General features: G+C 59.3%; 26 protein-coding genes and 1 pseudogene. 17 read left to right on the top strand and 10 right to left on the bottom strand.

Going from position 1 to position 12618, the window contains the following annotated elements; genetic code table 11:
- Positions 1-51: 51 nt before the first annotated feature.
- Genes SynA1524_RS06950 through SynA1524_RS06935 form a run of 5 tightly spaced genes read left to right on the top strand, consistent with a single transcriptional unit; the run spans position 52 to position 1640 of the window.
- A complete protein-coding gene (locus tag SynA1524_RS06950) occupies positions 52-321 on the top strand; it encodes a hypothetical protein (protein WP_186496259.1) in 270 nt (89 codons plus the stop codon).
- Between the two features lie 35 nt (positions 322-356).
- Positions 357-602: a hypothetical protein gene (locus SynA1524_RS06945; protein WP_286188515.1), complete on the top strand. Its 246-nt coding sequence runs from the start codon at positions 357-359 to the stop codon at positions 600-602.
- The gene (locus tag SynA1524_RS06940; protein ID WP_186496257.1) at positions 599-1003 is read left to right on the top strand and encodes a hypothetical protein; all 405 of its coding nucleotides are present in this window, start codon (positions 599-601) and stop codon (positions 1001-1003) included. The genes SynA1524_RS06945 and SynA1524_RS06940 overlap by 4 nt, the downstream gene beginning before the upstream one ends.
- A 30-nt stretch (positions 1004-1033) precedes the next feature.
- Complete coding sequence (locus SynA1524_RS13035) at positions 1034-1189, top strand: hypothetical protein (protein WP_286188514.1); 156 nt, start codon at positions 1034-1036, stop codon at positions 1187-1189.
- Positions 1122-1640, top strand: a complete 519-nt coding sequence (locus SynA1524_RS06935) for a hypothetical protein (protein ID WP_286188513.1) — start codon at positions 1122-1124, stop codon at positions 1638-1640. The genes SynA1524_RS13035 and SynA1524_RS06935 overlap by 68 nt, the downstream gene beginning before the upstream one ends.
- Before the next feature lie 6 nt (positions 1641-1646).
- Here the strand turns inward: SynA1524_RS06935 and SynA1524_RS06930 are convergent, their stop codons facing one another.
- The 3 genes from SynA1524_RS06930 to SynA1524_RS06920 all read right to left on the bottom strand — a co-directional run bounded on the left by SynA1524_RS06930 (position 1647) and on the right by SynA1524_RS06920 (position 3592).
- On the bottom strand, positions 1647-2057 hold the full coding sequence (locus SynA1524_RS06930) for a YccF domain-containing protein (RefSeq protein WP_186496255.1): 411 nt from the start codon (positions 2055-2057) through the stop codon (positions 1647-1649).
- A 65-nt stretch (positions 2058-2122) separates the two neighbouring features.
- Positions 2123-2458, bottom strand: a complete 336-nt coding sequence (locus SynA1524_RS06925) for a type II toxin-antitoxin system PemK/MazF family toxin (protein WP_186499560.1) — start codon at positions 2456-2458, stop codon at positions 2123-2125.
- Positions 2459-2731: 273 nt separating this feature from the next.
- The gene (locus SynA1524_RS06920; RefSeq protein WP_186496253.1) at positions 2732-3592 is read right to left on the bottom strand and encodes a DUF429 domain-containing protein; all 861 of its coding nucleotides are present in this window, start codon (positions 3590-3592) and stop codon (positions 2732-2734) included.
- Between the two features lie 210 nt (positions 3593-3802).
- Here SynA1524_RS06920 and SynA1524_RS06915 point away from each other — a divergent pair, with 210 nt between their 5' ends.
- From SynA1524_RS06915 to SynA1524_RS13030, 3 genes are all read left to right on the top strand, one after another.
- Positions 3803-4273, top strand: coding sequence for a DUF411 domain-containing protein (locus SynA1524_RS06915; protein WP_353616586.1), 471 nt, complete (start codon positions 3803-3805; stop codon positions 4271-4273).
- Between the two features lie 3 nt (positions 4274-4276).
- Positions 4277-4987 carry a response regulator transcription factor gene (locus SynA1524_RS06910; RefSeq protein WP_186496249.1) on the top strand — a complete coding sequence of 237 codons (711 nt, stop codon included), beginning with the start codon at positions 4277-4279 and terminating at the stop codon, positions 4985-4987.
- 120 nt (positions 4988-5107) lie between these two features.
- Positions 5108-5230, top strand: coding sequence for a hypothetical protein (locus SynA1524_RS13030; protein WP_263969699.1), 123 nt, complete (start codon positions 5108-5110; stop codon positions 5228-5230).
- 51 nt (positions 5231-5281) lie between these two features.
- Here the strand turns inward: SynA1524_RS13030 and SynA1524_RS06905 are convergent, their stop codons facing one another.
- Entirely contained in the window at positions 5282-5479 is a 198-nt protein-coding gene (locus SynA1524_RS06905; protein WP_186496247.1) for a DUF3136 domain-containing protein, read from the bottom strand.
- Between the two features lie 147 nt (positions 5480-5626).
- Here SynA1524_RS06905 and SynA1524_RS06900 point away from each other — a divergent pair.
- Together SynA1524_RS06900 and SynA1524_RS06895 are read left to right on the top strand one after the other, a co-directional pair.
- Positions 5627-5844, top strand: a pseudogene (locus SynA1524_RS06900) (CP12 domain-containing protein).
- Positions 5845-5907: 63 nt separating this feature from the next.
- Positions 5908-6594: a response regulator transcription factor gene (locus SynA1524_RS06895; protein WP_186496245.1), complete on the top strand. Its 687-nt coding sequence runs from the start codon at positions 5908-5910 to the stop codon at positions 6592-6594.
- 11 nt (positions 6595-6605) lie between these two features.
- On the opposite strand, the gene SynA1524_RS06890 is transcribed toward SynA1524_RS06895, so the two are convergent.
- Positions 6606-7496 carry a GNAT family N-acetyltransferase gene (locus SynA1524_RS06890; RefSeq protein ID WP_186496243.1) on the bottom strand — a complete coding sequence of 297 codons (891 nt, stop codon included), beginning with the start codon at positions 7494-7496 and terminating at the stop codon, positions 6606-6608.
- Between the two features lie 127 nt (positions 7497-7623).
- Between SynA1524_RS06890 and SynA1524_RS06885 the strand changes: the two genes are divergently transcribed.
- Both SynA1524_RS06885 and SynA1524_RS06880 read left to right on the top strand, forming a co-directional pair.
- Positions 7624-7842, top strand: a complete 219-nt coding sequence (locus tag SynA1524_RS06885) for a hypothetical protein (RefSeq protein ID WP_011128242.1) — start codon at positions 7624-7626, stop codon at positions 7840-7842.
- Between the two features lie 107 nt (positions 7843-7949).
- On the top strand, positions 7950-8120 hold the full coding sequence (locus SynA1524_RS06880; RefSeq protein WP_186496241.1) for a DUF8633 family putative protein: 171 nt from the start codon (positions 7950-7952) through the stop codon (positions 8118-8120).
- Between the two features lie 52 nt (positions 8121-8172).
- Here SynA1524_RS06880 and SynA1524_RS06875 read toward each other — a convergent pair whose 3' ends face one another.
- The 3 genes from SynA1524_RS06875 to SynA1524_RS06860 all read right to left on the bottom strand — a co-directional run bounded on the left by SynA1524_RS06875 (position 8173) and on the right by SynA1524_RS06860 (position 9285).
- Positions 8173-8460, bottom strand: a complete 288-nt coding sequence (locus tag SynA1524_RS06875) for a hypothetical protein (protein WP_286188512.1) — start codon at positions 8458-8460, stop codon at positions 8173-8175.
- Positions 8461-8638: 178 nt separating this feature from the next.
- Positions 8639-8899 carry a hypothetical protein gene (locus SynA1524_RS12890; protein WP_222930520.1) on the bottom strand — a complete coding sequence of 87 codons (261 nt, stop codon included), beginning with the start codon at positions 8897-8899 and terminating at the stop codon, positions 8639-8641.
- Positions 8900-9018: 119 nt separating this feature from the next.
- The gene (locus SynA1524_RS06860) at positions 9019-9285 is read right to left on the bottom strand and encodes a hypothetical protein (RefSeq protein ID WP_222930472.1); all 267 of its coding nucleotides are present in this window, start codon (positions 9283-9285) and stop codon (positions 9019-9021) included.
- 144 nt (positions 9286-9429) lie between these two features.
- On the opposite strand from SynA1524_RS06860, the gene SynA1524_RS06855 reads away from it, so the two are divergent.
- On the top strand, positions 9430-9594 hold the full coding sequence (locus SynA1524_RS06855) for a hypothetical protein (RefSeq protein WP_186496233.1): 165 nt from the start codon (positions 9430-9432) through the stop codon (positions 9592-9594).
- A gap of 8 nt (positions 9595-9602) precedes the next feature.
- Here the strand turns inward: SynA1524_RS06855 and SynA1524_RS06850 are convergent, their stop codons facing one another.
- Positions 9603-9905 (bottom strand): DUF8646 family protein, encoded by a 303-nt coding sequence (locus SynA1524_RS06850; protein WP_186496231.1) that lies wholly within the window; start codon positions 9903-9905, stop codon positions 9603-9605.
- Positions 9906-10023: 118 nt separating this feature from the next.
- Here SynA1524_RS06850 and SynA1524_RS06845 point away from each other — a divergent pair, with 118 nt between their 5' ends.
- Together SynA1524_RS06845 and SynA1524_RS06840 are read left to right on the top strand one after the other, a co-directional pair.
- Positions 10024-10275: a hypothetical protein gene (locus tag SynA1524_RS06845; RefSeq protein WP_186496229.1), complete on the top strand. Its 252-nt coding sequence runs from the start codon at positions 10024-10026 to the stop codon at positions 10273-10275.
- 23 nt (positions 10276-10298) lie between these two features.
- Positions 10299-10535 (top strand): hypothetical protein, encoded by a 237-nt coding sequence (locus SynA1524_RS06840; RefSeq protein ID WP_011128235.1) that lies wholly within the window; start codon positions 10299-10301, stop codon positions 10533-10535.
- A gap of 29 nt (positions 10536-10564) precedes the next feature.
- On the opposite strand, the gene SynA1524_RS06835 is transcribed toward SynA1524_RS06840, so the two are convergent.
- Positions 10565-10711, bottom strand: a complete 147-nt coding sequence (locus tag SynA1524_RS06835) for a hypothetical protein (RefSeq protein ID WP_186511511.1) — start codon at positions 10709-10711, stop codon at positions 10565-10567.
- A 570-nt stretch (positions 10712-11281) separates the two neighbouring features.
- Between SynA1524_RS06835 and SynA1524_RS06830 the strand changes: the two genes are divergently transcribed.
- Positions 11282-11425, top strand: coding sequence for a hypothetical protein (locus SynA1524_RS06830; RefSeq protein ID WP_186496227.1), 144 nt, complete (start codon positions 11282-11284; stop codon positions 11423-11425).
- A gap of 29 nt (positions 11426-11454) precedes the next feature.
- Positions 11455-12615: a glycosyltransferase family 2 protein gene (locus SynA1524_RS06825; protein WP_186499559.1), complete on the top strand. Its 1161-nt coding sequence runs from the start codon at positions 11455-11457 to the stop codon at positions 12613-12615.
- Positions 12616-12618 lie beyond the last annotated feature (3 nt).

Genomic DNA, 12618 nt, shown 5'->3' with positions numbered 1-12618 from the left:
TGCCATTCATGGCTCTCTCGCTAGGGTTATTTCAGTGATGGTTCGCGCTTGATGCAGATATTGGAAATGGTCACGCTTGTTTTGGTCGACCTCGCGTTGATGGTTTATCTGGTTGAAAAGGGATCGGGATTTGTGCGGGAGCGCCGCAAGATCACGCGTCTTGTGAATCGCCATCCCGAGATGCAGGGTGTGCATCCTGAACAGGACGATCTGTTTGTGTTTGAAAGCGATGATTGTTTGAAAGATTTTGTTCTGCAGAACAATGAGCCCGGAATGGATGAACCTTTCTATGTCCCAGATGACGAGCTTGATCAAGATTGAGATGGCGTCTGCTTTGCGCTGATGCCTTGCGCTGAGTGGAGGGCAAGGGGATGCAGGAATGGACTGATGAATTCATCCGCCATGCCCAGCATGAGCTCGTGGCGATGGTGAAGGATTGGCAATACGACTACGGCCCCTCAGATGATGAGTGTGCCGCCATGCTTCTGTGGATGGCCCTACGGCTGAAGCCTGATCTCAACCTTGGCCCTGGCTTGATGAAGCAGCCTGCCAGCAGTGATGTGGCTCAAAGGCCAGGCATGAATCCGGAATCCCACCGATGAGTCGCCAGCGTTTCAAAGGTTTGTACCTGCAGAACACGGGCCATCCTTTGTGCTTCTCGTTTGTGACCTATACGCCGCAGACCAGAGACCAGATGGTGTCGTGCGGTGACCTGAATCCGGATGACGAATACTTCAGCCCGGTGCTGTTTGATTTTCTTCTGTTCGTTTCTGAGGGCATTCTCGGGTTGTCTCCCGATGTTTCTTTCCCAGTTGGTTACGACGACCTGGCGATTGCAGCCTCACGGATCAGGGGAACTGGCGTTCAACATGAATATCTGATCACTGTGAAGCAGGGGGCTTGGAATGATCAAAAGCAAGCTGTTCTTGATCAGCTGAGAGACATCCTGTCGAGAGCGTCGTGGGATGGGGCTCGCCTGCGACGACGAGATGATCATCAATGACATCGTGGATTCACCCCTGCGCGATCACCCTTGACCAGTCCCGCCGATGCCGATGCCAACCTCAAGCGGGCTCTGCAGGAGTTGGGGCAGAACGAAGCGGCGGTGGCTGAGGCGATCAATGAAGCCCGGGCTGAACACTCCCGCACCGAGCCGCCGGTCACTGGTCCGGAATTGCTCGAACGCTGATGCGCTGGCGGCGCAGCGTTCACTCGACAGTCAGGACGCCGCGATCATCTGCCATTGGCCCGATGCGGCCTCGATCGGCCAGGCCTGGTTTGCGCTCAAGCATCCCGGCCAGAGCGTGCCCAGCCCGATGCTGGTGCTTGATGCCTATCTGGTGGGGGCACCGCCGTTTCTGAGCAAGGCCCAGCGTGATCAGGTGAGCGACTGGTATCGCAGCAAAGTGTCGGCCAATCCCGAGTACACCGCTGCGGTGACCGGTGCTGCCAAGGCTTTTGTGCTGATCGGTGATTTCAACGCCAGTGCCGCCGGCATGGCCTGGCAGACGATCATTCCCGATCTGCTCGCCGAGGGCCACGACCTGGAGTTCAACGTCACCAAAGAACAGGTGGCGGCCGCCGCTGCCCGTTGGATCGTGGCGGTGGCCGACACCTTCACGCCGCCATCGCTGGATTGAGCCCGTTCAACCCGCCGACCGCACCGGCACGACTGTCATGCCAACGGGTTTCAACGCGATCAAGGCCAGCTTGATGTGCTGGATCCCGAAAGGAATGCCCACGATGCTCACGAAGCAGGCGAGGGCGGAGCTGAGGTGGCCGATCGCCAACCACCAGCCGGCCACCAGAAACCAGAGCACGTTGCCGATGAGCCCCAGCGGCCCTGTGCCGAGATCACCGCGTCCACTCAGCTCCTCGCGGTTCACTGCTTCCTGCCCGAACGGCCAGAGCGAAAATTTGCCGATCACAAAGCAGGAGCGCGCCCAGGGCAGCCCGATGATCGTGATCGCGCACAGCAGGCCGGCCAGCCACCAGCCCAGGGCCATCACGAAGCCTCCGAGCACAACCCAGAGGATGTTGAGCAGGGCGCTGATCATGGTTTGTTGGTGGTGGCGGAACGGTTGCGCATCTCGCGGGCCAATCGAGGACTGTTGAGATCTTTTTACACAGCAAACATCGCCTGTAGAACACGAAGCAATTCATTCAACGTTGATTCCGGCAACCTCCCGAGTTGCTTCACAAGGCGGTCTTGATCAACAGCCCTCAGCTGTTCAGCCACAACTTGGCCGTCTTTGTTCTCAAACCTGCAACGCACCCGGAAGGGGTAGGGATGCCCTCCCGTTGTGAGCGGTGCAACGATGAATGTCCGGAGATGGGCATTCAGCTCGTCTGGAGACACGACGACACACGGCCTGGTCCTTCTAATTTCCGATCCACGGGTTGGATTCAACGAAACGAGGAAGATGTCCCCTCTTGAGACGCGTTCTTCTGTTACCACGTCCACTCATCGTCATCAAACCGGGTGGCGCTCATGTCATCGAGCAGCCCCTCCGGTTCAAACGAGGATGCTGCTTCTGCCCAGCCAGCCCTTGGATGAGACGAAGGCCTGATGGTCAGAACTCCTGGAGCTGCATCGATTTCGACGTCGTCTGAGAGCCCTGCAACTTCAAGCAATGGCTTGGCGAGTCGGATTCCTCTGGAGTTCCCGATTTTGACCAACTTGGCACGCACCACGGGACAGTTCACTGATGTGATTACATTGTATTCACATCTATGGTCTGGTGCCTCCGGAAACTGATGCCGGCACCCAGATAGCAGCGGTGGCATCACCCAGGCCAATGGTTCGCCCCTCGAGGTGTTCGATGCCGATCCAGGCGCAGATCAGGGCATCGAGCATGTCTTCCACGGGCTTGAGCGATGAGAGCGTGCTCACCTCATGGGGTTGGGGCAGGGTGAGCGGGATGGCGCTGATGCACTGGCTGAGGGCCTGGTGGATGGCGGTGAACTCAGCGAGCAGACGCTTGACCCGTTCAGCAATCGGAGGCCGCTCAGCCTTCCAGTACTGAGCCGAGCGGCTCACCTTGTAGGGCACGCGGTAGTCGCGATTGAGCAAGGCCAGCAGGGCCACATGGGGGTAACACTCGATCAGGGCCGGCCCTTGGCGAGCTGGAGTTGTGGTGTGCAGGGCAACGCCGAGTTCGGCGAAGCGTTCACGCAGCTGATCGGCGATGGCACCGGGGCGTTCTGCTGATGGGCTATGCACGGCGCAACCCTTCGGTCCGAAGCGGCTGGCGATGGCGGTGTCGGCGGCGCGACGGCTGGTGATGGGAGTCGTTGCCAGGGGCATGTCGACCGACACGCAGTCCACGGGTTGCCCCGCCAGTTGTTGGCAGGCCGCCAGCAGCGCTTCGGGATCGGGCTCACTGCCCTGGGCTTTTCGGCTCTGGTCCCAGGCTTCTCCAGCGGCAATGGCAAGGAAGCTGTCGTAGCTGGGGGCAAGGGCCAGGCATTGCCATCCATTAGCAGCTCGTTGCACCAGGGCCACACCACTGGGGTTGTGGGGCGTCCAGGCGGCATCGATGCCGAGGACTAGTACTGGTGTGGGTTGGTTTCCCTCGGGCTCCTTTGGCATTTGTGTGTCGAGGATGGTCAAGAGAGCACTCCTCAGGCTGTCGTGAGCATCAGCTCCCTCAATTGAGGGAGCTTGAAGTCTCTCTTCATCCCTCAGTTGAGGGATCTCTCCGCCCATCCCCTGTTGTCGCCCGTGCAGCGTTCGCGAGAATTGCGTTGTTGCTGCGGTTGATCAGGGATGGCGTGGACGGTCTTAGCTCCCTGTGGCGCTGTGTTGGCGGCTTTGCTCCTGTGTTCGCCTGCGTCGGTGCAGGCCCATGGTGATGCCAAGGGCCCATCTGTGATGCCGGCCACTTCCGAGGCGACAGGACCGGCCATGACCATCTACCGCTCAGCCAGTTGCGGCTGTTGCACCCAGTGGGGCGAACACATCGCCGCTGCGGGATTTCGCATCAATGATCAGGTCCGGGAAGACATGGATCGTGTGAAGCAGGCCAATGGCATCGCGCCGGACCAGGCCTCCTGCCACACCGCCATCGTTGAGGGCTATGTGATCGAAGGCCATGTGCCTGCATCATCGATCCAACGCCTGCTGGCCGAACGGCCCGACATCCGTGGCCTGGCGGTGCCGGGGATGCCGATCGGTTCTCCTGGCATGGAGGTGAAGGGGAGGACGGCGGATCCGTTTGCGGTGATGGCCATTGCCCACGACGGTTCAACAACCGTGTTCGAGCTCTACTGAGCCATGGAACTCCGGCTCGATTCCCGCACCACCCAGGAGGCGATCGCCCAGGCCGCCGAGCTGCTCGAACACAGGCGCCTTGTGCTGGTGTTTGGTGATCGGCTCACCCTCAGCGCCCTGACGATCGCAGAACCAATCCAGCCGTCCCTGGTGGGTGCTGCCACCACAGAAGACGAAGGTGTTGAGCTGGTGCTGCGCACCCAGCCGGATCTGCTGATCTGCAGCTCGGATCTGGAAACCGGCTACGGCCCGGTGTTGCTCAAACGCGTGAAGGCGGAGCTGCCCACCTGCCAGCTGCTGATCGTGCTGGAACGGGAAACCAAGGCCCTGGTGCGGGAGGCGCTGGATGCCTTCGCCGATCGGGTGATCTTCAAATCAACCCTGGGCACGGGCCGTGGTGATCTGATCGCTGCCCTGCACACCATCGCTGAGGGTGGCGTCTATTACCCCGCGGAGATCCGCCGGCTGGCGGTGGCAGCACCGCAGCCTGATCTGCCGCCGTTGGTGGAGGATCTCACCCAGCGCGAGCTGGATGTGGCGGCAGCCGTGGCCCGTGGCCTCGATAACAATGCCATCGCTGATCTGCTGGGCATCTCCCTGGAAACGGTGAAAACCCATGTGGGCAATGCCATGGACAAGCTCGGTGCCCGCGACCGCACTCAGATGGCCGTCACCGCCCTGCTCTATGGCTTGATCGACCCGCTTGATTCCTGATCTGCCGCTTTCAGGCACTGAGTAGATGTTCCTGACTCGGCGAATTGGGGTAGTCGATTACTCAGCTGCGAGGCATCGTGAGCCTGTAGCAGGACGTTGATCCTGCGAGTTGCTAAACCCATGAAGCTCGAACTCGCCCACGCCTATCCAATCGGCACGATGATCCTGGAAGGCAAGCATCAACCGTTTCATGCCCTGGCCTGCCCGTTGAAGCCAGCCATCATCAAGCGCCGTCGTCGTTGAGTTCCATCTGAACAACGACTCCTAAACAGAGCCATTGTTGGAAAGATCGGTCTAAATCATCAACATCAGTCGCTCAGGCGACTTGTACTGCCGAGGCAGTGATCGGTGAAGCAAACCGAGGCGATTCCAGCAGATGGTGCGATGCAATTCCGCACTGGTTTTGCCTTGTCGGATCAGGATCTTCAGGGCTTTGCAGTACAGCGCATAGTTCGCTTCAAGTTCACCGATTCTCAGGCTTGCTGTGGTCATGCTGCAGCGTCGTTTTGGTGGCGTCAGTGTGCGCTGGCTGGGTGTATTCCATCGCCTCCCATTTGGGGACAGTTCTGCTGTCCCCGGATGGGGGTAGTGAGCTGGGGCTGTGTGGAGGTTGGATGCACCCGAGTTGTTGAATCCTGGATGGACACGATCGAAACCCACATCGCCAAGGACCGTGAGCAGTTGGCGCGAGCGGAAGCCAGTGGCGATCAGCCAAGGTGCGTCACTACGCCACGGAACTCGAAGGCCTTGAGACCTACCGCAGCCATCACCCCGGTGATCAAAAAGATCCCACCTCGCTTGAGGTGCATTGCGATCTCAATCCAGATGCCCCTGAATGTCGCGTCTATGACGACTGACAACGGCGTTTCCGGAATGCTTCCTCGGCCTGGCAAGGATGGGCAGAGGGAGCAGCTCTCGGCATGGATCTGACGCCATATCTCCAACAGCAACCAAAGAAGCTGAACGACGAGCCGTTGTTGTCAGTTGCGATGACCGGAAAGATTGCCTTGGCGATGAAGGGCCGTTTCTTCCTGCGTTGCTTCTGTGAAAGTCTGACTGAACGTGCCCAGATCGGTTGTGCCGTGACCGATGAAGTGTCCTGCTTGGATTACCTCAAACAAGACACATTCGAGTTTCTCCTTTGTACGGATTTACTGGAGCGCGGTAACGGCTTTGAGCTGGTGCGCAAAGCGCGTGAGCACCAACCGGATCTGAAGGTTGTTGTGCTCGCTTTGAGTGATGCCATCCCTGTGGAATACGACAGCGCGCCCTGGCTGGAAGCTGTTGTCGCTGAAGCCGACATCATCGAAGACCGCAAACCCCTGGAAGCGGCCGTGTTGGCGGTGATGGGACATCACTCCTACCGCAGCCCATCGTTGCGGTCTGATGAGCTTCCCTATCTGAGCTGCCCGAGGCTCACACCTCGCGAATATGAGGTGTTGGATCGGCTTGCCCGCGGCATGTCTGATCGCGACATTGCTGAAGATCTTGTGGTGACGGAAGAAACCGCTCGCACCTACACCAAGCGCCTGTTGCGCACGTTGGAGGTGAACAACAGAGTGCAGGATGTGTTGAAGGGAATGCGTTGCGGCATGGTTCAGATTTGATTCACCGTGCCTCAGCCCAATTCCAGGCAAGCCAGGCCGTAGATGTTCTGGTCGTGGCCATTGTCAAGGTCGCCTTTGTACATCCGATGGGTTGCCCCCATGCTTCGAAATCCTTTAGCCCCTGCAACGGTTCGGGCTGATCGATTATGGCCTGGGGTGTCGATGAGGATAATTCCTTTGTGCCGATCCATGGCGTTGCTCAGCAGCAAGGATGCGATCCCGGGCTCTTCTGCCAGCAATGGACCGATTCTCCAGCCTTGGCCAATGGGCAGCAGGCATGGACGGATGCGGACATAGCCATGGCACTGATGGCTGCCGTCCATGGCGACGAAGACATCACCAGCCTGGTGATTCAGCCACTGTTGGAGGAAGTGGGGCCGCGGGCTGATTTCATGACGTTCGTCATAGGCCTGCACCGCATCCAGTGAGATGGCCTTGAGCGGAACAATCGTGATGTCGTTGCGATGCAGCAATCGCCGTGTGGGGTGTTGCGATGACTCTTCAAGGCGCAGATGTTGCCTGCGCGTGGTGATCGAATCCTTTCGGAAGCCCTGACGTTGGTAGAACTCCACCATTGATGGTGCGGCTTCCAGTCCGATGCACGTCACATCTGCGAGTGATGCCAGAGCGTGATCCCAGAGCTGCCTGCCCACTCCACCGCCGCGATGGTCGGGGTGCACCACAAACAGACCCATGAAGCCGTAATCAGGGTTGTATTTCACGGCAGCGATGCATCCCACGGGCATATCGCCCTGCCAGGCCAGCCATACCCCTTGATTCGCCGTGTTGGCATAAATCGCGATGTCCCCAATGCCAGGAGCAAAATCCTCCTGACGTGCCAGTTGCCTGACGAAGTCCAGGTCCGTCTCCTGAAAGGGTCTGATCTCCAGTGATGCCGTCATGGGTGCGATCTTCGATCAGGGCATCGCAGTTTGAGCATCAACCGATTCAGGCCTGTGGCCCTACCCCCATCTGGTGACAAACAGCACCTCCATGACGTAGCAATCATGAAGGTGCAACAGGACCGAGATGGTCGGAACCCCAATGTCTGGCAAGCCGACCGAGGACACCCTGATCGATGCCTTGCGGGGCTGTAGGCACGTTCAGGAACTGAAAGAGCTCGAACAGCGTTTGGCCCAGGTGGATGATGCACCGCCTCTGTTTGATTGGATCTGTGATCTGTTGGTGAACCGTCGCCTGTCCAGAGGCCTGGCGGCCAAACTTCTCCTGCAACTTCACAACTCCTGACGGGCTGGCTCCGGAGCCGACACACTGCACATTGATGGGTATTCATGCTCTTGATTCGTTGTGTTGTTTTGGCGTAAGAGTCCAGACATCAGCCAAAGGAGGCTGCCATGTTTGAAGTTCTTAAGGGCCACACAGGAAGCTGTCAGCGACGCACCTGCTTGAAGTGGGAAACCAGTGGGGAACTCTCTGCCGTGGATCGCCAGAACCTGATGCAGTTGTTGTGTCAGGTCGACAAGCAGGCCTGCCTTGGTCTGGACGCGGACCAGCAAGACGAGTAGTTCAGCACCTGAATTGCACTGGACTGACCATCACGCATCAACGTGGAGCGGATCACAGTTTCCGATAATTTTCCAGTTCTCCTGGGCAAACGGCAGAGATGTAACCGGTGAGTTGAGACGTGATTCTGTTGCGTTCTGATTCGCTTGGGTTCAACGGGATGTCGTCGTACCGCATGGACGTCTGGCTTTCAAAAAGCTTGCGGACGTCGTCCTCTGGCAGTGCGTAGAACCGTTCGGTGCCCATCTTGCAGATGTTTTCACCGGTCCAGCGTGCGATCACCGACTGCTGCTCTCTTGACGTGGTGTTGGCCAGAGCGACCCCCTGGAGGAGCGAACTCAACAGAACAAGAACCTGAGCCGAATGATTCATGCAGCTTCGATGGAGCGACGGTGTATCCATTCCAACAGCTGCTGCTTTAAGCCGCGGTTAAAACATGCGTGGAGCTGATCGGGAAGTTGGCTCTCTGGCGGCCGCCCTCTCACACCAGCGGCCGCCTTCCTTTTTCTGTTCTTGCGATTCAAATAGCTTCGTCGCTGCGCTGGCAATGATCGCCATCGCATTGCAAGCCGCACTGGGGCTGTTTGTTGCCGTACTGCCAGGGTCGCCTCATGGCCCAGTATTCGTCCACCAACCCCAGCAGATAGGTGCCGAGTCGCTGCAGCAGAGAGGAGTGCTTCATGCCTTCACCCTGCCAACGGTTCAACGCCGCCGCAACTGCAGTGGCTGTGCAACAGCGTTGCGTTGAATTGCAGCACGCAGATTGCGGCAGCTCAGGCATTCACAAGGTTGATCGTCGTGAATGGAACTGTGGAAACGGATTGGGCTGGGTTGATCGTGATCAGACACCGCTTCAGATTGGCTGCCTGTGTTATCCCAATCCGTGAGTCGAATGCCAGCTCAGTTGTCTGAGGTGTTTACCTGTTGTGATGCTGTTTGAAATCTGGAATTCACCATCAGTGAACACATCTGGGTGACATCCGCCGCGGCTGGGTTGGTGGCCAGTGCGTCCTTCACGCAACCGCAGTAGTCACGTCCCATGCCTTTCGGCGGCAGTGCACGGGCCTGGTCGATGTAGGCCTGCTGGAAGTAGGCCCTGCATTCCTTGCTGGTGGTCTCCGTCCACTCAAACCTGGCTTCCGCCAGGGCCGCTGCTGGACCAACCATCAGCACCATTGCCCAGACCATCCTCTCCATGGCATCTCAATAGTGAAGAGACCGTACGTCTTCACAGTGATGGCATCCGTCACGGATGCTGCAGTGGCGCCGCTCGGCAGTGATGGGTTAGCCCCGTAGAAGATCACGCTTGCCATGACCGCATCCACCCAGCACTCAAACCACCTGCTTGAGGAGCTGGTGGCTGAGGAGATTGCCAATCAGATCAATCAGATCGCTGAGGAGCTGCAGCGTGAAGGCTGGCCGATCGCCATGGTCAAGCGCTTCATGCACGTCGCAGTTGAACGCCTGCCTGAGTAACCCTCAGATCAGGAGAGTGACTGACGCACCTGCTTCAGTGTTAGGCCGGCTTCGGTGGCGGTCACCCCCGCCAGCACCAGCAGGCCGATCAACCCCACCAGTTGGTTCTGCGCTTCGGCAGCAGCGTCCGCATCCTGAGCCAGCACGGCACCTGCCACGAACCAGGCGGTGGCCACAGCCGAGGTGATCCAGTAGGCCCGCCAGCGGCGCTGGTAGAGGTAGCCGGCCCCGAGTCCGGGCACCACGTTGAGCAGCACGGCCACCCAACCGGCGGAGGATGCCAGCACCTGATCGCGGCTGGGAGTGGTCATGGGTAGGAGCCTAAAGTGCCGGCACTCTGTCGGATCCTTTGCACAATTGTCGTGCGAAGGGCTGTCGATTGCTGCGGATTTGCCTAAAACCGTTGGGTGCTCTTGCCGCTTTCGCCTGATGCGCTCCGTTCTTCTCGCCCTGCTTCCTTTGTTGGTGGCTCCTTCCGCTGCCCTGGCGCAGAAGGAGATCCCCAAGGCCCCCGGTTTTGATCAGTGCCCTGCTGGCTACGTCAACACCCTCGGTACCACCTGTGTGTCTCCGGTGTATTACGAGGTAGCTCCCACCAATGGCCAGGCCTGCAAGGCCGGTTGGATGAACATCGGCGCTGGCTACTGCAAGAAGAAGAAGAGCCCACTCGGCGTGCTTTGATCCACTGCCCCTACCGGTCCGCGATGAAGTGGGAATACACCCAGCTCCGCTTTGTGCCCCGCGGTAAGTCGTGGACCGGTGAGATCGAAGAGTTGTGGCTGGATGATCGTCAGATCATTTCCCGCAGCCACCCCCAGCGTGATGTGACCTTGGTGGGGTTGATGAATGAGCTGGGGGAACAGGGCTGGGAGCTCACCACCTATGCCCAGCCCTTCACCGGTTACCACGGTGGTTGCTACACCTTTAAGCGCCAGAAGTAATCCGTCAGCCCCCGTTCACGGGCGACCGCTCAGAGCTTCTGACGCCAGACCTTGAGATGCTCGAGGGCGATCACCAGATCTCGGCAGTTCACGCAGCGGTTGCCGTTGCAGGCGCGGTAAAACGGTCCATCCACGCCCTGAAACATGCGCACGGTGTCTCCATCGCGCGTGGTCACCACAGAGGCTGATGTCATGGCTCGTCTCCGGAATCACGGTTGCGTGAAGTCAACGCCGTGGAGCGATCAGGGTGCAATCAGACAGCCGAGGCATGCACCGCTTAGTGGAATCTGTCGCCTGCACTTCTCTTCACCCAGAAAACATATGCGAGCCGCTGCAATCCGGCAAATCATTGATTGCGTTCGGTAAACATCAGCTCCACACCTTAATTGCACCATATGAACAAGGGGAAGGCCGCCCCTCCCGGATGGGAAGGACGGCCTATCTCGCTCGTTTGTGCATAGCAATCGACCTGATCAGTAATGCTTCAGGGAGTTGGAACCTCAAGCAAAGGGACTGAAGAAACGGTCGAAGCGTCTGGCTGGATGGCGCCTGGGGCCATGGGGTCCAGTTGTGAAGGCTTGTGGACTCCTGGGCACCTGAAGACGGTGCAATGGAGTGTCGATTGACGTGGCGCTCAAGGAAAGCCTGCCAAAGGACGAGCCTTACGGATGGGTGGAAACTGTTGGAGCAGGAGCCGAGTCAGTCAGGCAGCTTCTGGGTGTTGCTCAGGTGGAGTGTCGGCCGTCATGGGCACCTCCGATCTCGATGACCACAGTGTTGGTCGCGTGGAGCACATCCGGCAATCGGTGTTAAGGCGCATTGCCTCTGGGGCAGCGCCCACCGATGTTGGGAATGGCGTGCTTGCCGACAGCCTTTGGATCCACTGGTGATCGTTGCGCTGGGGTTGCTGGCCACCGCCATGGCCTCCTGCATTGGCCTGTTGATCCTGCAGCTCGGTCTCTGGCGGGTGTTCGCAGTGGCGCCGCAGTTGCAGGCTGCGGCGGACACGCCTGTGCCCCGGACCTCCCTCACGGTGGTGATTCCGGCCTACAACGAAGCCGGCAACATCGGCGCTTGCCTGGCCAGCGTGCTCAAGGGCCAGCCCCCCTGCGTGGAGTGGCAGGTGTTGGTGGTGGATGACGACTCAACCGATGCCACAGCGGAGCTGGCGGTGGCCTGTGCTGCCCGCCACCCGCAGTCCACGGCGGGGTTCAGTGTGCTGCCGGCAGGTCCCCGTCCGGCCTCTGAACGCTGGGTGGGCAAGAACTGGGCGTGCACCCGGGCCATGGAGCAGGTGCGCAGCGACTGGGTGCTGTTCATCGATGCCGATGTGCAGCTTCAAGCCGATGCCATCCCACGAGCACTGGCTCAGGCGATCGCGGATCAGGCGGATCTGTTGAGCCTGGCGCCGCGACTCACCTGTGGCTGCTTGGCCGAATGGATGGTGCAACCGATCATGGCCAGCCTGCTGGGGCTGGGTTTTCCGATCGAGGCCGCCAATGATCCCGACTCCGACGTTGCCTTTGCTGCGGGACCGTTCATGCTCATCCGCCGCAGTGTTTATGAGCGGATCGGTGGGCACCGTGCTCTGGCGGCAGAGGTGGTGGAGGATCTGGCATTGGCGCGCAGGATCAAGACGGGCGGTTATCGCTTGCGCTACCTGCTGGGTCTTGATGCCGTTGATCTGCGTATGTACGCCGATCTGGCCGCGTTGTGGGAAGGCTGGACCAAAAACTGGTGCCTTGGACTGGATCGCGATCCCGGCAAAGGACTGGCTGCTGCTGGCGTGGTGGTGCTGATGTTCAGCCTGCCCTGGTTGCTGATTCCAGTTTCGACTGGATTGTTGTTGGTTCTCCCGATCGCTCAGCGGTGGTGGCTGGCTCTGCTGGCTGCCGCCACAGTCGCAGTTCTTCAGCAGTTCATCCTGCGTCTGTGGACCAGACGGGAATTTCAACTACCCATCGATTACTGGTGGCTGATGGGGGCCGGAGGGTTGATTGTTGGCGCCATCGGGCCCGTGTCGGTTTGGCGGACCTTCACCGGTCAGGGGTGGACCTGGAAGGGACGCTCACTGCGTTGAAGT

This window comes from Synechococcus sp. A15-24, assembly GCF_014280195.1.
Classification (GTDB): Bacteria; Cyanobacteriota; Cyanobacteriia; order PCC-6307; family Cyanobiaceae; genus Parasynechococcus.
Note: the sequence above shows the minus strand (reverse complement) of the source record. Positions and strands in the feature narration are given on the sequence as shown.